16 protein-coding genes and 1 pseudogene are annotated in these 21,827 nt (G+C 42.2%); 3 read left to right on the top strand and 14 right to left on the bottom strand.

From position 1 onward, the window contains the following. Positions 1-97 precede the first annotated feature (97 nt). The 4 genes from ACFG4S_RS04440 to fdhD form a co-directional block, all read right to left on the bottom strand. Positions 98-853 carry a dienelactone hydrolase family protein gene (locus ACFG4S_RS04440; protein WP_392533654.1) on the bottom strand — a complete coding sequence of 252 codons (756 nt, stop codon included), beginning with the start codon at positions 851-853 and terminating at the stop codon, positions 98-100. A 628-nt stretch (positions 854-1,481) separates the two neighbouring features. Then, positions 1,482-2,363 carry a ribosome biogenesis GTPase YlqF gene (gene ylqF / locus ACFG4S_RS04435; RefSeq protein WP_392533653.1) on the bottom strand — a complete coding sequence of 294 codons (882 nt, stop codon included), beginning with the start codon at positions 2,361-2,363 and terminating at the stop codon, positions 1,482-1,484. A gap of 81 nt (positions 2,364-2,444) precedes the next feature. Next, the gene (locus ACFG4S_RS04430; protein ID WP_392533652.1) at positions 2,445-2,855 is read right to left on the bottom strand and encodes a VOC family protein; all 411 of its coding nucleotides are present in this window, start codon (positions 2,853-2,855) and stop codon (positions 2,445-2,447) included. Positions 2,856-2,993: 138 nt separating this feature from the next. Beyond that, positions 2,994-3,833 (bottom strand): formate dehydrogenase accessory sulfurtransferase FdhD, encoded by an 840-nt coding sequence (gene fdhD / locus ACFG4S_RS04425; RefSeq protein WP_392533651.1) that lies wholly within the window; start codon positions 3,831-3,833, stop codon positions 2,994-2,996. Positions 3,834-4,002: 169 nt separating this feature from the next. Between fdhD and ACFG4S_RS04420 the strand changes: the two genes are divergently transcribed. Then, positions 4,003-5,184 carry a serine hydrolase domain-containing protein gene (locus ACFG4S_RS04420; RefSeq protein ID WP_392533650.1) on the top strand — a complete coding sequence of 394 codons (1,182 nt, stop codon included), beginning with the start codon at positions 4,003-4,005 and terminating at the stop codon, positions 5,182-5,184. A gap of 123 nt (positions 5,185-5,307) precedes the next feature. Here the strand turns inward: ACFG4S_RS04420 and ACFG4S_RS04415 are convergent, their stop codons facing one another. The 7 genes from ACFG4S_RS04415 to ACFG4S_RS04385 form a co-directional block, all read right to left on the bottom strand. Next, on the bottom strand, positions 5,308-6,045 hold the full coding sequence (locus tag ACFG4S_RS04415) for a Uma2 family endonuclease (RefSeq protein ID WP_392533649.1): 738 nt from the start codon (positions 6,043-6,045) through the stop codon (positions 5,308-5,310). A gap of 56 nt (positions 6,046-6,101) precedes the next feature. Beyond that, complete coding sequence (locus tag ACFG4S_RS04410) at positions 6,102-8,327, bottom strand: FdhF/YdeP family oxidoreductase (protein ID WP_392533648.1); 2,226 nt, start codon at positions 8,325-8,327, stop codon at positions 6,102-6,104. Between the two features lie 328 nt (positions 8,328-8,655). Beyond that, on the bottom strand, positions 8,656-9,660 hold the full coding sequence (locus ACFG4S_RS04405) for a transaldolase (RefSeq protein ID WP_392533647.1): 1,005 nt from the start codon (positions 9,658-9,660) through the stop codon (positions 8,656-8,658). 365 nt (positions 9,661-10,025) lie between these two features. Next, positions 10,026-11,456, bottom strand: coding sequence for a pyruvate kinase (gene pyk / locus ACFG4S_RS04400; RefSeq protein ID WP_392535905.1), 1,431 nt, complete (start codon positions 11,454-11,456; stop codon positions 10,026-10,028). A 466-nt stretch (positions 11,457-11,922) separates the two neighbouring features. Beyond that, the gene (gene gap, locus ACFG4S_RS04395; RefSeq protein WP_392533646.1) at positions 11,923-12,966 is read right to left on the bottom strand and encodes a type I glyceraldehyde-3-phosphate dehydrogenase; all 1,044 of its coding nucleotides are present in this window, start codon (positions 12,964-12,966) and stop codon (positions 11,923-11,925) included. A gap of 184 nt (positions 12,967-13,150) precedes the next feature. Then, positions 13,151-13,540 carry a response regulator gene (locus tag ACFG4S_RS04390; RefSeq protein WP_392533645.1) on the bottom strand — a complete coding sequence of 130 codons (390 nt, stop codon included), beginning with the start codon at positions 13,538-13,540 and terminating at the stop codon, positions 13,151-13,153. After that, a complete protein-coding gene (locus ACFG4S_RS04385; RefSeq protein WP_392533644.1) occupies positions 13,509-16,463 on the bottom strand; it encodes a response regulator in 2,955 nt (984 codons plus the stop codon). Before ACFG4S_RS04385 ends, ACFG4S_RS04390 begins: the two co-directional genes overlap by 32 nt. A gap of 550 nt (positions 16,464-17,013) precedes the next feature. On the opposite strand from ACFG4S_RS04385, the gene ACFG4S_RS04380 reads away from it, so the two are divergent. Next, complete coding sequence (locus ACFG4S_RS04380) at positions 17,014-17,418, top strand: NIL domain-containing protein (RefSeq protein WP_392533643.1); 405 nt, start codon at positions 17,014-17,016, stop codon at positions 17,416-17,418. 26 nt (positions 17,419-17,444) lie between these two features. Here ACFG4S_RS04380 and ACFG4S_RS04375 read toward each other — a convergent pair. After that, positions 17,445-17,573 (bottom strand): annotated as a pseudogene (locus tag ACFG4S_RS04375) (DUF3616 domain-containing protein); the annotation flags it as partial. Positions 17,574-18,092: 519 nt separating this feature from the next. Between ACFG4S_RS04375 and ACFG4S_RS04370 the strand changes: the two are divergent. Beyond that, positions 18,093-19,076 carry a CHAD domain-containing protein gene (locus ACFG4S_RS04370; RefSeq protein ID WP_392533642.1) on the top strand — a complete coding sequence of 328 codons (984 nt, stop codon included), beginning with the start codon at positions 18,093-18,095 and terminating at the stop codon, positions 19,074-19,076. Positions 19,077-19,105: 29 nt separating this feature from the next. Here ACFG4S_RS04370 and ACFG4S_RS04365 read toward each other — a convergent pair whose 3' ends face one another. Together ACFG4S_RS04365 and ACFG4S_RS04360 are read right to left on the bottom strand one after the other, a co-directional pair. Next, entirely contained in the window at positions 19,106-19,750 is a 645-nt protein-coding gene (locus ACFG4S_RS04365; protein ID WP_392533641.1) for a hypothetical protein, read from the bottom strand. Positions 19,751-20,344: 594 nt separating this feature from the next. After that, positions 20,345-21,334 carry an adenosine kinase gene (locus ACFG4S_RS04360; RefSeq protein ID WP_392533640.1) on the bottom strand — a complete coding sequence of 330 codons (990 nt, stop codon included), beginning with the start codon at positions 21,332-21,334 and terminating at the stop codon, positions 20,345-20,347. Positions 21,335-21,827 lie beyond the last annotated feature (493 nt).

Raw genomic sequence — 21,827 nt, 5'->3', positions numbered from 1 at the left:
TTGGTGTAAACTTAAAATGGTCGATTATAAACCGCTAGGGCTTAAGTTGACACGTATGCACAGCTCCCCTACAGCATATTGTTCCTAACCCAAAGATTTAGACTTTTTGAAGCTGAAGATTCTTTTGGAAAAGTTCTAGAACGTTTTTCCAAGCATCAGCAGCAGCTTCGGGATTGTAACTAGCGCGATGGTTGCAGAAAAAGCCATGTCCTGCTCCGGGATAGCGGAAAATAGCATGGGGAATCTGATATTTCTTTAGTTCAGCTTCGATTTGTTCTGTGTGTTCTAAGGGGATTCCTCGATCTTCAAGACCAAAGAACGCATAAACGGGGCCTTTAATATCGGGAGTGTGTGTGATAGTGGGTTCTCCACCACCGGGAGTTGAGTTAGGAATACCACCACCATAGAAGGAAGCTGTAACTTTAATATCTGGTAAAGTCGCAGCTAGGTAAACAACGTGACCACCAAAGCAGAAACCAATAGAGCCGATCGCATCTCCTTGTACATTTGGTAGAGTTTTCAAATAAGCGATCGCCGCCTTAATATCACTCAATATTTCTTCTGCTGTGGTCTGCTCCTTATACTGTCTTCCTTTTTGGATATCTTCAGGATTGTATCCAGCTTCGAAACCAGGAGCAGTACGTTGAAATAAAGTCGGGGCGATTGCCACATACCCAACATTCGCAAACTTCTCGGCGACTTCCCGAATATGTATGTTTACCCCAAAAATTTCCTGAATCACAATCACGGCTGGGAAGGTTCCCTTTTTCACCGGTTCAGCTAAGTAAGCATCAATTTGTAAATTACCGTTGGGGACTTTAACTTGAGTAGTACGAATTTCTGTGTTTGTCATGGTTAGAGATTAGTCCACAATTACTGTGAGATTGGGATATTTTATGATAGGCTTCATCAAAACTACTAAATCTTTACCGATTTACCGTATTTTATAGGTAGTATTTCACAAACGATGTGTAAAGGCAAGTCCTGATAAAAAAGGAACTAGATAAAGTGAAAAATACAAATTAGCGATCGCCAGTTTTAATAAGCTGATGCGCGTCTAAATCTTGATGGTCGTTGACTGTTAACTGTTAACTGTTGACGGGTTTTCAGTCATCAGTCATCAGGTAAATATACAAATTAAATGCGTAACAGCTTACTATTAGGCCTAGATCTGGCTAAACTGTCACCAAAAAGAATATAAGCTGAAAGTCTTATCAATAAAGGGTTTTAGGAAAATGAGTGTTCCCAAAGTTTTAGGGGTTTTGACGGATGTTTGATAAGGACAGCCACAACTTGCACAAGATAGGTGTCTCAAAGACAACACTAACTCAGCAGAATTAACGCGGTTAAGTGAAATCGGTGTACCGCAGATATAACAAAACTTGGCTTTGACGCAACTTTTCATCGGGTCAACAGCCGCGCTAGGATTCCAAGATTTATGTTTTACCTGCTACTCAAAAACAGGCTGAAATGGTTGTACTTTAGTTAGGAGGCAATTCTAAACTTATTTCACCCAATAAACCTTTGCGAAAATCTGTTAAAAGTTGCCTTGCAGCGCGCTCTACATCACCTTTGTAACGATGCTCCGCCAAGGCGTGCAAATATATATCTCCGGTGTCAGATATGGAATCGAGTTGGTAGCGGGACTGTAATGGGTTTTTCGGTAACAAATCTGTAGCTAGAGCTTCCAAATAGTTCAGTAAATCCACTAATGCTGCTGCTACTAGCTGATTATCATAAGATGCTTCACCAATATCATCACAAATTGCTAATTTCAATGCTGCGTCTTGGTCTTCTAATCTTACTGGGATGACGCCAGGAGCATCTAGCAATTCCAAATGTTCAGAAATTCGCACCCAGCGCAGTTGGCGAGTTACCCCAGGGCGGGCTGCACTTTCTACTACTCGCCGTCCTAAGAGACGGTTAATTAAAGCGGATTTACCAACATTAGGAAAACCAATCACCACTGCTCGGACTGGACGGGGTAACATCCCGCGATCGCTTCTTCTTTGATTCAGTTCTACACCAGCCGCTTGGGCTGCCCGTGCCACTTCGGCGATCCCTTTACCATGCTGAGCGTTGGTAAAATAAGGGACTTCTCCTTGACGTTTAAACCAATCTATCCATAGCGATCGCATTTGGGGCGTAATCATATCTACTCGGTTCAATATCAACACCCGTGTCTTACCCTCCACCCACTCACCTATTTGGGGATGGTGAGTCGCTAGAGGAATTCGGGCATCTCGTACCTCAAATACTACATCTACGCGCTTGAGCTGTTCTTTAAGCTTCTTTTCAGCTTTAGCAATGTGCCCTGGATACCATTGAATTAGGTTTAATCTATAGTTTTGAGTTATAGCCATTTTTTCTTTGTCCTTTGTTATTTGTCCTTTGTTCTTTGATCCTTTGTTATTTGTCCTTTGCAAATGACCAATGACAAATGACTAATGACTCCCTGTAGCAGCTTGATGCAGAATCAAACGATTGCCATCCGGATCGTAAGCATAAATTTCTCTGCCGTGGGAAGCAATGGAAATCTTTCCTGGTGGGGGATAGCCCAAAGCGGTTATGTGGGCGATCGCATCTTCCAACTTACTCACCTCTAAACATAAACTTATCTTACTTTTGGCGTAGACGCTACACAGCTTATCGTTAGATATCACTTCAAATTCCGATTCATTTGTGTTCTTTGGTTTAAAAATACCTAATCGCATATTAGTTAAACGAAACTCAGCATAGACATTCGGTATCAAAGTAACTGGCTTTTGCTCCAGCAATTTAGTATAGAAATTCACTAAATTTTCACAATTAACCGATGCTATTGTCACAAATGCATCAACGCAGGGGAAAACCATATTGCTCTAATACGTAAGTTTATAAATTAGTAAGCACTGTGAGAGATAAATTTCCCAAAGGAGAAAAATTAGAAACTAGAGATCGAGATAAAGTATATAGATTTGGTTTGTATAAGCAATCATAGAATCAGGCAAAAGTTAATTAGCATTTATTCTTTGCATCCCACTGTAAATATTAAACCTTTCTCCACGCAGGAAGCCAATTAAAGTAATTCCAAATTCTTTGGCGACAGATACCGCTAGACTGCTAGGAGCAGAAACAGAACAGACGATGGGAACTCCAGCAATTGTAGACTTTTGCAAAATCTCAAAACTAGAGCGTCCACTGACTAGAATAATATGATTATTCAAAGGTAACTCGTCACTGAGTAATGCCGAACCAATCAATTTATCCAAAGCATTATGACGCCCAATGTCCTCGCGCAGATTTAACAACTGTCCTTGAGCATCGAAGGTAGCCGCAGCGTGTAAACCCCCTGTAGCGGTGAAGATGCCTTGAGCAGCTCGGAGTTGATCTGGTAAGCTATAAATAATTTCCGGCGTTACCGTTAGCCCACTCGGAATAACTGGACATCCTCGTAGACGCAAAGCTTCAAGACTAGCTTTACCACATACCCCACAAGCGCTATTAGTGTAGAAATGGCGTTCCAAAGGCTGTAAGTCGGGAATTAACCCATCCCGCAGTTCTACATTGACGATGTTGTAACGCTGTTCACCATCTACTGACTCATCTACGCAGTAACTGATACGTTGGATATCTTCTTTGTGTCTAACGACTCCTTCAGTGTAGAGGAAACCAGCAGCAAGTTCAAAATCTGCGCCAGGTGTCCGCATAGTTACAGCTACAGTCTTCTGAAAAGGGGCGAGGCGAATTTCTAAGGGTTCTTCGGTGGTGAGATGATCTAAACGCGATCGCATTTTACCATTTTCCACTACCCAAACAGTGGCTTTAGTCTTGCTTTTAATTGGCATTGTCATATTTCTAAGAGTTGGTAAATTTAAATTTTCATACTAATCTGGAAACGAAGTAATGCTATTTGTATATGACAATCCGATTTGATTCTTGAAATTACATCAGATTACCGAAGAAAGGCAGAGGGCAGGAGGCAGGGAGCAGAGGAGTAAACTACATAATATGAAGAATAAAATGAATCTAAAACTGTTGACTTTCAGCAAAATTTCATTTGCAATAGTCTTTGTGATTTCCCTTGGTTTTGCAGGACACTTAGTGGGTGATAACATTACTCAGACAATAATTGGAAAATCTTTCGGTAAACAAGTCATGTCTACCTCCACTGTAGGAAAAAGTTCTCAACTACAAAAACTTTTAAATGAAATAATTGTAGAACAGCAAATACCTGGTGGAGTAATGTATATTTCTACACCTAAAGGTTCTTGGTTGGGAGTATCTGGTGTCAGTGACTTGTCAACTAAAACGCGGATGAAACCCACAGATGGCTTTTCTATTGCCAGTATGAGTAAAACTTTTATGGCGGTGGTTGTGCTGAAATTAGTGGAACAAGGGAAGATAGAATTAGATCGGGCGATCGCAACCTACTTACCAAGAGACATCAGTCCTCATATTATCAACAGCGATAAAATTACAGTTCGGCAACTCCTCAACCACACCAGTGGTATTGCTGAATACTTAGAAACAAAAGAGTTTATTGAAGCTACTGCGAAAAGAAGCCGTTCACAGCCCTGGACAGCCAGAGAAGCTATTCAGTATATGTATCAAGAAGAACCGCGTGCAAATCCGGGAGAAAAATTTATTTATACTGATGGGAACTACATTCTTTTGGAACTGATTGTTGAAAACATCACTAAAGGAACTCTTGCACAAGCAATCCGCAACCAGATTTTAAAACCATTGGGATTAAAACATACCTTCACAGAATTGCGTGAGCCGACAATTGGAGAAGTAGCTACAGGTTATGGCGATCGCAATAAGGATGGTAAGCTAGATAGCTACGCCGAAGTAAATGATGGTAATGGTTTGGGAGATGGCGGATTGGTTTCAACAGCAGAGGATTTAGCCAAGTTCGCCAAAGCGTTATTTGTCAAAAAAACCTTACTTTCGTCGAAGATGATGAAAGAAATGCTGAAATTTAAAGATAATGGCGAAGGTTATAGTTATGGATTGGGTGTAGAAAGGTTTTCATCTCCTTTAGCAAAAGCAATTGGGCATAGTGGTATAGCTTATGGCTTCACAACATTGCTTGCATATTTACCCAATCAAAATACCACCATAATAGTGCTGCTAAACAATCAGAATGTTGATATTAAATCAGTCGCTAAAACAGGTTTAGAGGTTGTCGAAAATCATTGATATTAGGGAACTCCAAGAAGTAAAAACAACCGCTTGAAGTTGTTGAGTGTTGACTGTTGATTGTGAAAAGTGGGATATTTTTTATTTGTCAGTTTCTTAATTTGTAATTATCATTTCATCCTACTATCCTGATAAACTTTCTGGGTCAATATTGAGTTCTCGTAATTTAGCTGCTAGGCGTTCAGCACGTTGTCGTTCTTGTTCGGCGCGTTGTCGTTCTTGTTCGGCGCGTTGTCTTTCTTGTTGAGCGTATTCCGCTTCGCACTGGGCAATTTCTTCAGGTGTAGGCATTATCTGTCCTTCAGCATTGAAATAGCGTAATTGATTTTCATGAACACCCAAATAGAAACTTAGCTGCTGACTCCACAACAATCCTTGTGGGTTGGGTTCTATAGGTTGATAAGTACCACCCAACAAAATAAACCCAGCAAATTCTAGATTTCTGGGGTCAAACCAGAAATATTCCGGGGTGCGAAAGATATCTTGATAAATTTGTTTTTTTAAGCCCTTGTCAATCACTGCGGTTGACTTTGAAAGCAGTTCTATAATCAAATTTGGATATTTGCCGTCTTCTTCCCAAACAACCCAACTATCACGGGGTTTGCGTTCGGTATCCAGCACGACAAAGAAATCTGGTCCCCGAAAGTCTTGGGATTTACGCTGGCGTGGACTGTAATGAATGCTAAGATTGCCGGCAGCAAAAAAGTTGTCGTGGTCTCGCCACAACCAATCAAGGCATTTTATTAATAGCAGCATTTGCTGCAAATGTAGGTATGTTTCCAATGGTGGTTCGTTACTTTCTAAATCCCCAGGTGGAAATATAACATCTTCTGGGGTTTCAAAATCTTTGGCGACAGACATGGCTGCAAGTTTTGGAGTGATATTAAGTTTAGCGTAGCAGTGGGAAAGCGTTAATATTAGGTTTGCTTTTCTAAGCGTACTATTGCATTATAATCAGGCACGCCTTCGAGCGATCGCTTACTTTTATCTAATAACACATTCCCTTCCGGCCAATGTACTTGCAAGTTGCCTAACTGAATTGGTGCGATGTAGACTTGACAGAACAATTCGCCTAATTTATTTTTCAGAATTACCTTATCTCCATCTTTTAAACCCAATTTTGCCGCATCATCAGCATTCATTAGCACTGCCTCTCGCACTGCCCCAGTAATGGCATCCTTGGGTTCCTGTACCATACTATTAAATTGTTTGCCTCGGCGCGTTGCTAATAAAAAATAACCTTCTGGTAAGTCTCTTTGGCGTGGTAATAATACGCCAAAGTGTGCTTTACCATCCGCCGTCGGGAAATTCCAGCCAAAACACAAATGTGAGCCACCATATTGAAACTGATCGCCAGCTTGCTGTAAATGTTGAATACCAGCATACTGGGGGACGACTTGAGCAATTTCTTGACGGATAGCATCTGTATCGGCAAAAGTCAGCTTATCTGCCAAATCTGGCTTTACCCGCCTTGCCAATTCTAAAAACACTTCCCACTCTGGACGTGCTTCGCCAATCCGGGTCCCTGGAATTTCTGGGCTGAAAATTACCCGACGTTCGGTGTTAGTTTCTGTCACTCCCCCTGGTATTTCGTAGCGAGTAGTAGCAGGTAACAGCACCACAGTATCAGCCGGTTCTACCAACATTTGGCTAGAGAGAACAATATCGATATGTACCCGCAGGGGTATTTGCTTCAGCGCCGCTTCTACATAATCCGGTTCTGGCAGCACTTCTAAAAAATTCCCGCCTACGGAAAACAACACATCTAAATCCCCCTGATGTGCGGCACTAATCATTTCTGGTGCAATTAAACCTTTACTTGTCGGCACTGCAAAGCCCCAATGATGACTTAATTGGGCAGCATTTTCTGGAGTGATGGGTTTCCCGCCAGGAAGTACTGTGGCGTAACACCCCATCTCTGCACCACCTTGCACCCCAGAGTGCCCGCGAATTGGCATTAAACCACAGCCTTCCCGACCCACAAAACCTTTAGTGAGAGCTAAATTGATGATACTTCGGACATTATCTTCGCCGCACTCATGCTGAGTAATGCCCATACTCCAAACAAATACGGCTTTGTTGGCTTCCCCGACCATTTTGGCAAAGGCGTACATTGACTCACGGGATGTACCAGAAAGCCGCTCTAATTCTTCCCAAGATTGGCTTTCGAGAGATATCTTAAGTTCTGCAAAGCCAGCAGTATAGCGGTCAATAAATGATTCGTCTACCCAATTATTGGCAATTATATGTTTAATTGTGCCATTTAAAAATGCTATATCCCCGCCCATGTTGATTAAGAAGAAATCTTCGGCAAACTTGGTGCCGAAAACGGCACTTTCCACAATTGAAGGCACCCAATAACGTTCCATTCCTGGTTCGCGGTAAGTGTTAATCACTACAATCTTCGTGCCAGCTTTCTTCGCATAGTGGAGATATTTAACGGTAACAGGCTGATTATTGGCAACATTGGAGCCAATGAAGACTAATAAATCAGTACCAATCCAGTCTTTATAAGAACAAGTAGTAGCTCCTGCACCGAGGGCTGCTTTTAAACCTGCTGTGCTGGGAGAATGACAAATACGGGCAGCATTATCAATATTATTGGTTCCCATTGCCCGCACAGCTTTTTGGGTGGCGTAGTAAGTTTCGTTGACAGTACCGCGACTGGTAACATAGAAACTGAGGCGGTCTGGTGTGGTAGTGCGGATGCGATCGCTAATTACTCCTAAAGCTTCATCCCAACTCACACGACGAAAGCCTTTTTCCCCTTGTTGACGAATCATTGGGTATGGGAGTCTTCCCAAGTCCCGTAATTGGGCACTTTTTTGCTTTTGTAACTGCGAAACATCCTCCAATAGCACAGGGTCAAAAGCTGGCATAGTATTCATCCGCAACAGCCGCAACCGGACATTGCAAAGATGAATGCCTTCTATTGTCCAATCTTTCATCCCGGTTGTTCCGAGGGCGCAACCATCGCAAACACCTTTATCGAGAATATTCCACGCGTAAGGTAGTTTGTCACGAGAGTGCCAAATTGCCCGAAATACCTCCCAATAGTTATTGGGGTACTGTTCGCCAATGCCGAAAGGCTTCCAACTTGCCCAATGCTGGGGTGTCCAGTGCTTTTTCGGTTGAGGTAACATGATGCAGTGTGTGAGTTGCTGGATTCTCTTAGGCTATCGTTTTGATTGGGAAATGAGTAGCAGGCAGTGAAAAATCCGGCGTTGCTGAATAATGAGATAATTAGGGCTAAGAACCGAATCGCACTAAGAAAACGTGAAACCTCGTTAGCGCATGGTGTAGGAGAAAATCAAGAAAATTAAAATAAGTGCGAACATTAATAAACTTCTTTATTTTTGATTGCGATCGATCATCCCTGAGTTTTGAGGTCAGAAAAAGCGACCTCTGTAGGTCGTACCGTTATGGGTGGGTTTAAACCCCCACCCATAAAGGAATTATGAATCGAATTCTTTAATGACTGGCTACTACTTCTCCTTCGAGGCGAACCAGGCGGTCTGCCAAAAGTTTTTCTAGATCCTCTAGGGCTTTGGTGAAGCCTTTGATGCCCTCGTCTAGTTTGTCAAATGCCATACGGTCAGCAGTATGCATTTTGTCAAAAGTAGCTTTGTCAATGGATATCTTTTCAATTTCCAAGTTGGCTACCTTAGCAGGGTCAAGTTTGCGTGGTAGTTCTCCAATGGTGGCTTGTAATTCAGCCAAAAGAGATGGCGAAATTGTTAACAAATCACTACCGGCTAGCTCAGTAATTTCACCAATGTTGCGGAAGCTAGCTCCCATAACTTCGGTTTTATAGCCGAATTTCTTGTAGTAGTTGTAGATTTTGGTGACTGACAAAACTCCTGGATCTTCGGCTGCTGGGTAGCTATCGCGTCCGGTATCTTTTTTGTACCAGTCGAGAATCCGGCCGACGAAGGGAGAAATTAAGGTGACACCAGCTTCTGCACAGGCGATCGCTTGGTGAAGACCAAACAATAAGGTAAGGTTACAATGAATACCTTCTTTCTCAAGAATTTCCGCAGCGCGAATGCCTTCCCAGGTGGTGGCAATTTTAATTAACACGCGATCGCGGCCAACTCCAGCGGCTTTATACTGAGCAATTAATTCCCGTGCTTTAGTCAAGGTAGCTTCTGTATCGTAGGACAAACGAGCGTCCACTTCGGTAGATACACGACCGGGAATAATTTGTAAAATCTTTAATCCAAAAGCAACTGCTAGACGGTCAAAAGCCAGAGAAACTATCTGTGCTTTGGTGGCTCCAACTCCGGCATCTTTTTTGGCCTGGAGTAAAGTCTGATCGACAATTTCCTGATATTCTGGCATCTGCGCCGCAGCAGTAATCAAAGAAGGATTAGTGGTGGCGTCTTGGGGTTTGAACTTTTCAATTGCCTGAATATCGCCTGTATCTGCGACGACAACAGTCATTTCCCGCAATTGTTCCAGTAAATTCTTAGACATAAAATACTCCGTGATGTTTGTTTAGGATTTACTTAATTCCCCAGTGAGTGAAGAGTGCTGAGTGCTGTTAGCGGTAGCGGGGCGTTTAGCCCGTGCTAAGTGCTGAGTTCTGTACATGGATAGCGGGGCGTTTAGCCCATGCTGAGTTAGGAGTTAGGAGTTATTATTCTTCTCCTTAGTCCCTAGTTCCCAGTCCTCATTACCCCTTATCCCCAGAGGGGACTGCACCTTCCCCAGTCCCTAGTCCCTAGTCCCCAGCCCCCAGTACCCAGCCCCTAGTCCCTTCAATTCTGATTCTGACAATTTTTCGGAATCATTGCCTAATTTTGCTTACTATCTAGAGCCACAGCCCTATTCTAGATGCCTTATGCGGAAATTGGCTGTCCAATGGAATGCACTTTGATTAAACTAGTTGTTCCCGATTTACCAATTGGGACGCCAGAGGTGATCACCACTTTATCTCCCTTGTTTGCTAAACCCATGTCTACAACTCTGTTCACCACATTGGTAAACATCTCTTCAGCATTGTGGACTGGTGGAATCAGCAAAGGTTCCACTCCCCAGGAAAGCGCTAACTGGCGATAAACAGTAATGTCAGGAGTTAAGGCAATAATCGGAGAAGTTGGCCGATATTTAGACACCATTCTCGCCGTACTCCCTGAGGAAGTATTACAGAGAATTGCTCGTGAGCCTGTTTCATAGGCGATGCGACACACTGATTCTGCTACGGATTCGGTGACGCTAAGACTACCTGCTTCATGACACCAGGAATGTCTACTACCCTCATCTAAGGCTTGTTCTGTCCGCACAGCGATGTTATGCATCATTTCGACTGCGGCGATGGGATATTGTCCTACGGCTGTTTCCCCAGAAAGCATTACGGCGTCTGTACCATCCAAAATGGAGTTAGCAACATCTGTGGCCTCGGCACGGGTAGGATCGGGAGCGCTAATCATCGACTCTAGCATTTGCGTGGCTGTAATCACGGGTTTACCAGCCTGATTACAACGGCGAGTTATATCTTTTTGAATCAGAGGAACTTCATGAATTGGCATTTCTACGCCCAAATCGCCACGAGCAATCATAATGCCGTCAGCAACCTTGAGGATGGAGTCAAACTCCTCTACTGCTTCTGCTCTTTCAATTTTGGCAATTAAGAGAATAGAAGCGCCAGCGGCTTCAATCATCCTGCGGGCGGGTTCTAAGTCTTGTGGCGATCGCACAAAGGACACCGCTACCAAGTCTACACCCAACTGAATCCCAAAACGCAAATCCAGCAAGTCTTTTTCGGTGATAGAACTGACAGGTAAAGGCGTTTGTGGTAAGTTTACTCCCTTGTGGGTGGAAATTAACCCACCAATTTTCACATGTGCCCGAATGCGATCGGCATCACGAGCGGTAACAATCAACTTAACGCGACCATCATTAATTAAAATCGGTTCGCCTGGTCGCATCATGGCAAATAAAGTCGGCAATGGTAGAGGTATTTCCTCAATACTCTCACCCTTCTCTTGTAAAACAAAAGTAACTTCAGTGCCAGCTTCCAGATTTAACCCTTCTGGTGGTAAAATACCTAAACGAATCTTCGGACCACACAGATCTTGCATAATAGCGATAGGCTTTTGCTGCTCAGCGCTAATCTGTCTGAGATACTGAGCAGTTTGGGCATGGAATTCATAGGCACCGTGGGAAAAATTCAAGCGTGCTACATTCATTCCAGCTTCTACCAACGCTTGGAGCTTTTCCGGTGCAGATGTAGCAGGTCCAACAGTACAAATAATTTTGGTTCGACGCATAGGGATTAGGGGTTGAGGGATAACCTGCAAATTTGGATGCATCAGACCAATTCGTAATTCGTAATTCGTAATTCGTAATACTTCTCTACGAGAGGCTGCGCCAACGGCTACGCGGTTTCTGAGCGTAGTCGGAGGACAGTACAAGTTCGTAATTCGTAATTCAGAGACTTGAGATTTTATTTGGGTATCCCCGTTTAAACCTTTAGTCTTCTTTTGCAGAATTGGTATTATGCGCTGTCCAGGCGTAGACTGTTGTAGACATTGCATGAGGCATCCAAAGTCACACGTGCTTCATATCACTGGTTTGCTAAGTAAAGATACTAAATTAAGTCTTGTTTTCAGGTATTTCCCATTTGACCCAAATCCCGAATTGGGGAATAGGGACTGGGGAATAGTTTTCCTAATACCCAATACCCAGTACCTAATACCCAATACCCAGTACCTAATACCCAATACCCAATCCAAATCAAACCACAGCAGCTGTCGGTACGAGTTTTTCCTTCTGTGACATAGACAACATTAGGTCAATAACGCGATTTGAGTAGCCCCACTCGTTGTCATACCAGGCAACTACTTTGAAGAAGTTGGAATTCAATTCAATACCAGCACCTGCGTCGAAAATGCTAGAATGAGTATCGCCTTGAAAATCTGTGGAAACTACTTCTTCATCTGTGTAGCCCAAAATACCCGCTAGAGAACCTGCGGCAGCCTCTTTCATGGCAGCACAAATTTCCTTGTAACTGGTGGCTTTGGCAGTTTTGAAAGTTAAATCAACTACAGAGACATCGGGAGTCGGAACTCTAAATGCCATACCAGTCAATCTGCCCTTCAATTCTGGTAAAACCAGGGCTACAGCTTTAGCTGCGCCTGTGGAGGAGGGAATAATATTTTGGGCTGCACCTCGACCGCCCCGCCAGTCTTTTTTGCTCGGGCCGTCTACGGTTGGCTGGGTGGCAGTCATGGCATGAACTGTGGTCATCAATCCTTCGGTCAAGCCAAAGTTGTCATTGATGACTTTAGCTATGGGAGCTAGACAGTTTGTGGTGCAGCTAGCATTGGAGACAATTATATCTTTGCTAGGGTCAAACAGGTGATGATTTACACCCATTAGCAAAGTAGGAACTGTATCTGGATCTTTGGTGGGAGCGGAAATTATCACTCGCTTTGCACCTGCCTTCAGGTGGTTTGCTGCCCCTTCATAGCCAGTGAAGAGTCCCGTAGATTCCACGACATAATCTGCACCTAGTTGTCCCCAAGGCAATTCTGCTGGATTCCTCACAGATACGCAAGGAATAAAGTGCCCATCAATGAGGATGCCATCTTCTTTGGCTTCAACCTTGAACTTTAATCTACCGTGGGTCGAGTCATACTTTAATAGATAAGCAAGGTTATCTGGTGGTACGAGGTCGTTAATGCCCACAAACTCGATGTTGGGGTTGTCGATGCCAGCGCGAAGCACAAGCCGCCCGATCCGACCGAAGCCGTTGATACCAACTTTCAATTTAGTCAAGATTAAACCTCCCGTTGTGGAAAGTTGAACAAAAGGAGAAAGTTAAAAGTCAAAATAGATTGCCTTTTACTCTTTACTCTATGATCGTGACAGTCTCAGTCGGCTAAGGCATATTTACTTGGCATGTTTTAAGGATTGGGGCATTGGGTATAGGACATTGGGTATGTCCAATGCCCAAAGAAAGTTACTTTTCCAAGTTCCAGCCGAGGGCTACTGCGACTTGAGCAGCTAGTTGTAGGGAATTGAAGGGTTTAGCGATCGCACTTATTGTTCCCATCTGAGCATAGCGACGGCGATCGCTAGCCTGGATTTTGGCTGTTAATAAAATTACCGGAATTCCTTTGGTTAATGGATTTGCTTGTAATTTTTCAAAGGTCGTAATGCCATCCATATCTGGCATCATCACATCGAGTAAAATCGCATCTGGTTGGTAAGTCTCGGCTTTAATTATGCCCTCTTCACCAGAACTCGCTGTCTCTACTTCCCAACCTGCGACTGTTTCTAAACAAATCTTTGCAACTTCTTGAATATATTGCTCGTTATCAACCACCAGAATTCGCTTTGTTGTCGTCACGGCTATCCTCTTGTTGGTTGTGAGTAATTTTCTGAAGTAACTCCATCACCTGTTGTTCAAATCCCTGACTAGTCACGGGTTCTTTGTTCAAAAATTTTGTATATCCTAATTTCAGTCGTTCCTGTTCGTCTCGATCTAAATCATTATTGTGTAAAGTGCCGATTAATGGCAGAGTGACGTAAAAAGTGCTGCCCTCACCCAATACACTTTCAGCCCAGATTCGTCCACCGTGCTGTTGCATAATGCTCTTACAAATTGCCAAACCCAAACCAGTACCATCGTGATTGCGTGAATCAGAAGAGTCAACTTGTTGAAACCGCTCAAAGATACTCTCAAGTTTGTCTGTGGGAATACCGCGTCCGGTGTCTTTGACTGTTAATAAAACTTCATTTCCTTGTTGTTGCGCTCCTAATGAAACCGTAGACCCCGCAGACGAAAATTTAATGGCGTTACTCAATAGGTTAGTTAAGGTTTGGACAATGCGATCGCCATCTGCCCATACTTGACCGGATACGCCAGAAATAGATAGCGCCACTTCTGCTTTATCAGCCAGAGGGTTGATGACATTTACTGCTTGAGCGATCAGATCGCTGATTTCACAAATTTCTGGTTCCATCTTTCCCTTACCTGACTCGATGCGCTCAATGTCTAGAATGTCATTGATTAAGCGTACTAGGCGTTCGGTGCTATCGGTGGCAATTTGCAACAGACGTTTTCCTTGTTTTGAGTCTGTCGGTAGCAAACCACTAGCGAGCATTCCTAAAGACCCGTGAATCGAAGTTAAAGGTGTGCGGAGTTCATGACTAACAACAGAGACAAATTCATCTTTCATCCGTTCGACTTGCTTCCGTTCTGTGATATCTCGCAATATAACTGTATAAAATATTTCATTTCCCATGTCTATTTTAGAGATGGAAGCCTCCGCTGGAAATTCAGTGCCATCTTTGCGGCGACCATATATTTCCCGTCGTTCTCCCATCCGCCGAGCAAGATTAGGAGATTTACCAAAGTCAACTACATGCTGACGATGCATCTGATAAAAGCGCTGGGGCAAAAGCAAATCAAGGCCTTGTCCAATTACTTCCTGAGCAGAGTAACCGAAAATTTTCTCTGCTCCCTGATTAAACAAAGTAATATCTTGGAACCCGTTGATGGAAATAATTGCATCATCAGCAATATCTAAAATTCGTGCAAATCGGGCTTGAGAGAAGTGTAGTTCTTCCTGTGTACGCTGGCGTTCATCAAGTTGTGATTGCAACCGTCGATTCACGCTAATTAATTCAGCAGTGCGCTCTGCTATTCTCAATTCCAGTTCGTTGATAGCTTGGAAATTGGGAGAGTTGAAAAAATGACTCTCCTGAAGTTCAGATCCAAAGCTTTCTTTGCTCGAACTTCTCTCGGTGTCCCCCCTCCTCCCCTGCACCACCCGTCGCCGCAATTTTAACCGTTCTAAACGATTGATAATCCGGGTTACTATTTCTGGTCCGACAATGGGCTTGCTAACAAAGTCATCAGCACCAACGCTAAAGACTTGATTTACCATTTCGGCATCGCTATGGACTGTGAGGAATAGGATGGGTAACTCAGTCCATTGAGGATGATTGCGTACCATTTGGCAAAGTTCAATACCATTTGTAAAAGGTAATTCTACATCTAGAATCAGCAGGTCTGGGGCGATGGCTTCCAAGGTTTCCCATAATTGACGTGGATCTTCAAGAGCGATCGCTTTCAGTCCCCAAGGGCTAAGTAAGGTTTCCAACAATGTCTGAATTTGCGGATCGTCGTCTACAACCAAGATTTTAGTTTCTGCATCAGACGCATTTTGCGATGGCGTCACCGTTTCTAAAACTTCCGCTGTTGGCAGTACAGATATTGCTGCGGCATTTTTTGCCTCAATTTGCCGACGCAATAAATTTACCCAACTTTCGAGGTTGGTGATTTCAGATTTACTGAAAGTTTGATTAGAAATCAGCAGCAGTTCGATATTGCGTGCCAATTTTGAGCCAAGACTCAAGCCAAAAGTACCTAAAGATCCTGCTAAATTATGGGCTTCTTGGGCTGCAAGCGATCGCAATTCGGGATCTAAGGTATTTTGCTTTAAAGAGGCGATCGCTTGCTCCAGCACCCTCATCTGCTCGTCCACCCGCCCTTGAAATCGTTGCCAAACTTTCCCAACCGCTATTAGTGTTTGCTGCTCCTGTGATTGGGCGTTGATATTTTCCTCTGCCCCTTTTCCCCCCTGCTCCTCTTCGAGTGATTTCAAACGATAACCGATACCATAAACTGTCTCAATGAAATCACTGGGCGCTCCTACAGCTTTGAGCTTGTGCCGTAATCCTTTAATATGAGTGCGAACAGCTTCTTCTTGTGGAGTATCTTCATAAGACCAAAGATGTTCTAAAATCATCCCACAGCTAAACAATCGGCGACTATTTCGTAAGAATAGTTCCAACAGAGCATACTCTTTTCGGGTGAGTGCCAGCAAATTCCCTGCATAGTTAACTTCACAGGTACTAGGGTCTAGCCGCAAATTACCACGCTCTAGCACAGGTTGCGAGGTTCTTCCTCCACGACGCAACAGCGCCCTGACACGAGCAACTAATTCCTCTGGGTCAAATGGTTTAACTACATAGTCATCTGCCCCTGCATCTAATCCGATCGCTTTTTCATGACTACTATCGCGCCCTGTCAATAATAATATTGGCACTTGGAGACCACTACACCGAATTTGCCGACAAAGACTAATCCCATCTAGCTTGGGTAATATCACATCTAGAAGTATTAAATCATAATCGTAAGTTTGGATTAAATCCCAAGCAGCATCCCCATCACTGGCAACTTCAACAGCATAATTTTGGTTAGTTAGAACAGCGGTGAGTGCATAGGCATTTAACTCATCATCTTCTACGACTAAAATTTTCATTTTAAAAGCTTTCCAGATGGAAATATATAGAACAAATAACAAGCAAAAAATTTAAATAGCAAAATGATAAATATCAATACTGAATTTTAGAACATCTTTCCAAAAGTTGATCTACACGTTAATACTCATTAATAAATATGAATATTTAATTTATGTATTACAAAGATTTTTGAAAATACTATAAACTATATATCCTACAATAGATGACATAGAAAAAAGACTATATTTGATTTTATCTTTATCCTCAGACTGATTAACGATATTTGAAGCCATAAAAATCTTACACCAGTTTACAAGTAAGTGAGGTACTAAATGGAAAAGTCAAAATTATCATCAACAGTTTTTAACTCTTGCCCCTGCCTCCAAACCGATAACACCATTTCAATTAATGATTGCAACCGATCCTTGGGTAAAGACGTGACGTGATGAATCCTGTCTCTACAAGTGGTCTATTTGTCCTATTCTTTTTTCAACTTGGTATAAATTTGTACTTTATGCAAAATAAACCTGCTGTAATACGCTACAACAGAAAAAACCCTCTGCTAAATCTGTGAAAAAACGAGTAACCCTCACCTTCCCAAAACGCGCCGTACAAATGCCAGTGACTTATGTACTGGCTAAAGAATTCAATGTCGCTGCTAATATTATCCGCGCCCAAGTAGCCCCAAATCAAATTGGCAAATTGGTATTGGAACTATCGGGAGACATCGATCAATTGGATGCGGCGATCGAGTGGATGCGATCGCGGCATGTTAATGTTTCTCATACTTTAGGCGAAATTGCGATCGATCCAGATGTGTGTGTCCACTGTGGCTTGTGTACTGGGGTTTGTCCTACAGAAGCCCTCACTTTGCATCCAGAGACATATAAGCTAACATTCACGCGATCGCGTTGTATTGTCTGCGAGCAGTGTATCCCCAGCTGTCCAGTACAGGCAATATCTACCAATCTTTAACCAAAATCCAAAATCAAAGACTGATATTAGCCCAGCTTAAACACATCTGCCATTACATCACCATCACCCACCAGCCTAGTTTGTGCTGGAGAATCATAAACTACTAATAGCGAAGATATGCCAGTTACATCCTGAAAAAGTGTAACTCCTTCAGCGGAAGAGAAAGTTAAAGCCTTGCTTGTGGCCATAACATAAAAGTTTAACTTTGTAATTAAGTAAGTAGATGGGAATAAACCAAATTAGGGATTTCCAAGTAAAAAAATATTCCATCGTTGTGTATGCAGATGAGGCAGAGGAAGCAGAGGAGAAATATAAAAATGGGATAATTTATTTTCTGGAAGTCCCTTATCTTACGAAACGTAAATATGACCAAAATCTTGACTGATTATAAAGAACAGCCTTCAAGATTTAGCTTGAGCTGCATCGACCTATTTATTGGTTCCTGTTTCCCTTTATCTAATTAATTACGCCCAAGGTCTTAATATAATCCTTAGGATAAATCTGCTTCTAAGGCCTTTGATATATATTAGATATGTTGATAACAATACAAGTATCTCACGAGCATAAGAATACTTTACAATCATAATTTAATAAAAAAATATCAAAACTAGATCCATTTTTTTAACTAATGTTATTATGCAATAACCGCATTAGGTATGTCATTAAGATCAATTATGAAATTAGCCACCCAACCCACGGTAAAAACTCTAGGTGACTACGCTTACCAAGCGATTGAAAAACACTTTAAGAAAACTTTGAAGTGGGAAAAATCAGTGAAGAAAGATGAAGATCCAGAAGCGCTGCACCAAATGAGAGTGGGAATGCGTCGCTTACGCACGGCTGTAAATAGGTTTGGGATAGCGGTAGATATATCCAAACCAGTCAGCGATAAAAATATTGGTAAAATAGCTCGTCGTCTTGGTAGTCTCCGAGATTTAGACGTACTCAAAGAAAGTTTGGAAAACAATTACAAACCAAATTTACCCCGCAAAGAGCAGGAATCTTTACAAACAGCTTTCACCGCTTTAGCTAAACAACGTGAAAATGTCCTGTCAAGAGTGCAGAAAACCTTAAAAGACGAAACTTACAAATCTCTAAAAGAGTCATTAGATAAGTGGTTGGATAAACCTAGTTATCAACCTTTGGCAGATGTGAGTATTGAGCAAGTGCTACCAGATTTACTTTTACCGGAACTGAGTAATTTCTTACTGCATCCGGGTTGGTTAATTGGCACCGAACTTGTGGAATCAGAAGTCAGAGTCCAGAAAAAGTGGGAACCAGAAAAGATAGAACAAGAATTGACAACCGAAGGCGAAATTCTTCATAGTTTGCGAAAAGAAGCTAAACGTATACGCTACCAGATGGAGTTATTTAGTGACTTATATGGAGAGTCTTATGCGGCTTACATTACAGAAGTAAAAAATATCCAAGAAATTTTGGGTACGATCCAGGATAGTATGGTTTTAGCTGAGTGGTTAGGAGATATCTTCAAGTCAGAAATTGCAACTAAGCTACCTACCCTTGCTAGTTTATTAACTGAAAATCGTTATCAGTCGTGGCAGCAGTGGCAACCTTTACAAGAAAGGTATCTGAAAACTGAAACTAGACATAGCTTTCATTTAACAATACTGCACCCGCTTTCAGGAGTAATTAGTTAAAAGTTAGTTTTTGTTCGGCAAGGATTGGATTAACGAGCAGGGACTTGAATAGGAGCCTCTAAGGATAAAACATAAACACTGCTTTGGGCAATCTGAACAATCCGAGTATTTTCGGCAGAACGCAAGCCTGAAATTAATCCAACAGCGCTTCCCAGCATTGCTCCCCGGTCAAATTGATCGGGATCGCCTTGGCTCAAATAGCCCGATATGCTTCCGCCAATCCTGCCCCAAACAGAACCATTCTCAACAGCTTTGTCATTAGCTCGCATATGGGTAATGGTAGTACCAGGAATCATCTGACTCGATGCTTTAATTGAGACAATTCTACCCTTGACAACTAATGATTGTGCGACAATTTTAGCGCCGCCATCAGTGGGTTTGAGGATAACAGTTACAGGAGTATTTTCTGCTGCGACAATATTACCTTGGCTATCTTGAATAGCGCTAGCTAAAGGAAGTGTCAAAGGATAATCCTTTTTTTGACCAACATCTACGGCAACAGACGCTGGAAATGAGACAATAATCGCTGTATCCTGAGGAATGTTAATTTCTTGAGAGACTGCTTGAGTTGCTTGAGTTGGCTGAGTTGCTACTGGTTGTGCGCTAGCTGGGAGGATGATGGAACCCAGCACAGAGATAGAACAGGCGAAGCTCAAGAATATTTGCTTTTTCATAATAGTTTTTCCTTTGATGTGAGTAGCTTTTTGAGGATTGAATCCCTTCACTCAATCAATAGGTTTGGGGTTATTAATTTATGCAGCGTGCAGTGTACTTAGGGGCTGACAGATAAAAAAATATCCCACTGTTCACAGTCAACACTCAACACTCAGTAACTTTAAGGGGTTGTTTTTATTTATTGGAATTCCCTTAGAATACTTTTCGTTCTTCTAGATGGGTAAGAGTATCAGAGCGATCGCGCCATACAGGACATAACTTTTTATTGGCGAATATTTAACTAGTCGCCTATGTGAGGCGATCGCAGTTAAGTTGCATTTCTGACGACAACAGAAATCCTGCCTACATTGCGGTCTTTTATTATGATTAATCTATTCGGACGGAGTTTAGGTTAAATTTTCTGGCGGTCGCTTCGCGCGATCGCACAACTTTTGGATCTACTGAATTTTTATAACCGACATTGGGTATTCACCTATCCCACTCAATCTTACCCAAGCTTTAGATCCGGTGAGAGCAACAATATAGGATAGGTGGTTACGAAGGCTTATACTGCTGGCATAAAATTTACTCCCTCAAAACTTTTCAAACACATTCTAAGTGGTAATTAATGCCCTTAATTCTTCAGTTTTTAATCTTGGTCCATAGGATGTAACAATCTTAGAAGCTGCGGCCGATGCTAATTTTCCGGCTTCTTCATAGCTCATACCTTGGGTAATTCCATAGAGGAAAGCTCCTGCATACATATCTCCTGCTCCCACTGTATCTACGGCTTTTACTTGAGGTGCAGCGATTTCGATTAATTTCTGACCGTCAAATACTACTGAACCCTTGGCACCGCGAGTAATCACAAATTTATTACTCAGGATTTTTAGTTTGTCTACAGCTACTTGAAAATCCTGTGTATCTGCTAGTTCTAATGCTTCACTTTCATTAGCAAAAATCAACTCTAAACCAGGTCCAATGATATCTAACAAACCATCTTTAAAAAATTTCACCATGTTGTAATCAGATAGGGACATGGTGGTTTTTACTCCCGCTTTTTCAGCTATTTCTCTAGCCTTTATAGCTGCTTCTTTTGCTGTGGGAGAAGTCACTAAATATCCTTCGATATATACATATTCTGAATCAGCGATCGCTGATGATACTAATTCTTGTGTAGAAAATTTTTCAGTGATTCCCAAAAATGTATTCATGGTGCGATCTGCATCGGGAGTTACTAACACCAAACATTTACCTGTAATTCCTGATTGGCGATCGCCATTTTTTAAGTTGGTATCTACCTGAGAGTTGAGTAAATCTTCGATGTAAAAGTCTCCAAATTCATCATTAGCCACTTTACAGGAATAAAAAGCTTTTCCTCCTAGTTGACTAATTGCCACCATTGTGTTAGCGGCTGACCCTCCACAACTCTTATGGCAATGAAGATTTTTGAGATTTTCCAAAATATGATTTTGACTATCTTCATCTAGGAGTGTCATTACACCTTTATCAATCTTTAACTCTTGTAATAACTCTGGAGATACTTCGTATTCTATATCTACTAAGGCATTACCTACACCATAAACATCATATTTTTTGCCCATTGTTTATCACCTAGAATAATTTCTGTCTGACTTGAACAGAACTGATAATAACAGATAGGCAAGAGATAAGAGTTGCTTGGTCATAATTTTGTATACCCGCATTTTTTCAGGGTCTTTGGGCTACAGCAGTTTTATCTCTGCAAAGAAAATTCTAGCTGAAAGCGGGTTGTTCATTCTCAAGCAGGACTTGCCGATTCAGAGGTAATCACTCCTCGGAATCATTTATCGGTGGTAAATAGGGAATTAAACTTCTACCGAATGCCTCTTCTTCAATCTCATAGACACTGTAACACGCATCCATAGGGAATCCATTGACGAAAATTAACCAGGCAGTCGGCTGGGCAAATACCAAGTCGTCTCATAGTAACTCATCTTTATCGCATCTCGAATTGCTTTGGATTTTCCCTGCCTTGTACTTTCTGTTACGCATTACTTGGCTCGGCTACATCGTAAAACTTTTTGTTACTCTAAGTCCGAATAAATGATGAGATAT

The sequence above is a fragment of the Nostoc sp. C117 genome, from assembly GCF_043099735.1.
Taxonomy (GTDB): Bacteria; Cyanobacteriota; Cyanobacteriia; order Cyanobacteriales; family Nostocaceae; genus Nostoc.
This window is presented reverse-complemented; position numbering and strand designations above follow the sequence as displayed.

What these genes read in the sequence shown, in the direction of transcription:
- pyk (WP_392535905.1), bottom strand. Translation starts at nt 11,456, where the DNA reads ATGCGTCGAACCAAAATTATTTGTACTGTTGGACCTGCTACATCTGCA.
- ACFG4S_RS04415 (WP_392533649.1), bottom strand. Translation starts at nt 6,045, where the DNA reads ATGTCTGTCGCCAAAGATTTTGAAACCCCAGAAGATGTTATATTTCCA.
- ACFG4S_RS04365 (WP_392533641.1), bottom strand. Translation starts at nt 19,750, where the DNA reads ATGAAAAAGCAAATATTCTTGAGCTTCGCCTGTTCTATCTCTGTGCTG.
- ACFG4S_RS04370 (WP_392533642.1), top strand. Translation starts at nt 18,093, where the DNA reads ATGAAATTAGCCACCCAACCCACGGTAAAAACTCTAGGTGACTACGCT.
- fdhD (WP_392533651.1), bottom strand. Translation starts at nt 3,833, where the DNA reads ATGACAATGCCAATTAAAAGCAAGACTAAAGCCACTGTTTGGGTAGTG.
- ACFG4S_RS04385 (WP_392533644.1), bottom strand. Translation starts at nt 16,463, where the DNA reads ATGAAAATTTTAGTCGTAGAAGATGATGAGTTAAATGCCTATGCACTC.
- ACFG4S_RS04430 (WP_392533652.1), bottom strand. Translation starts at nt 2,855, where the DNA reads ATGGTTTTCCCCTGCGTTGATGCATTTGTGACAATAGCATCGGTTAAT.
- ACFG4S_RS04360 (WP_392533640.1), bottom strand. Translation starts at nt 21,334, where the DNA reads ATGGGCAAAAAATATGATGTTTATGGTGTAGGTAATGCCTTAGTAGAT.
- ACFG4S_RS04440 (WP_392533654.1), bottom strand. Translation starts at nt 853, where the DNA reads ATGACAAACACAGAAATTCGTACTACTCAAGTTAAAGTCCCCAACGGT.
- ACFG4S_RS04410 (WP_392533648.1), bottom strand. Translation starts at nt 8,327, where the DNA reads ATGTTACCTCAACCGAAAAAGCACTGGACACCCCAGCATTGGGCAAGT.
- ACFG4S_RS04420 (WP_392533650.1), top strand. Translation starts at nt 4,003, where the DNA reads ATGAATCTAAAACTGTTGACTTTCAGCAAAATTTCATTTGCAATAGTC.
- ACFG4S_RS04405 (WP_392533647.1), bottom strand. Translation starts at nt 9,660, where the DNA reads ATGTCTAAGAATTTACTGGAACAATTGCGGGAAATGACTGTTGTCGTC.
- ylqF (WP_392533653.1), bottom strand. Translation starts at nt 2,363, where the DNA reads ATGGCTATAACTCAAAACTATAGATTAAACCTAATTCAATGGTATCCA.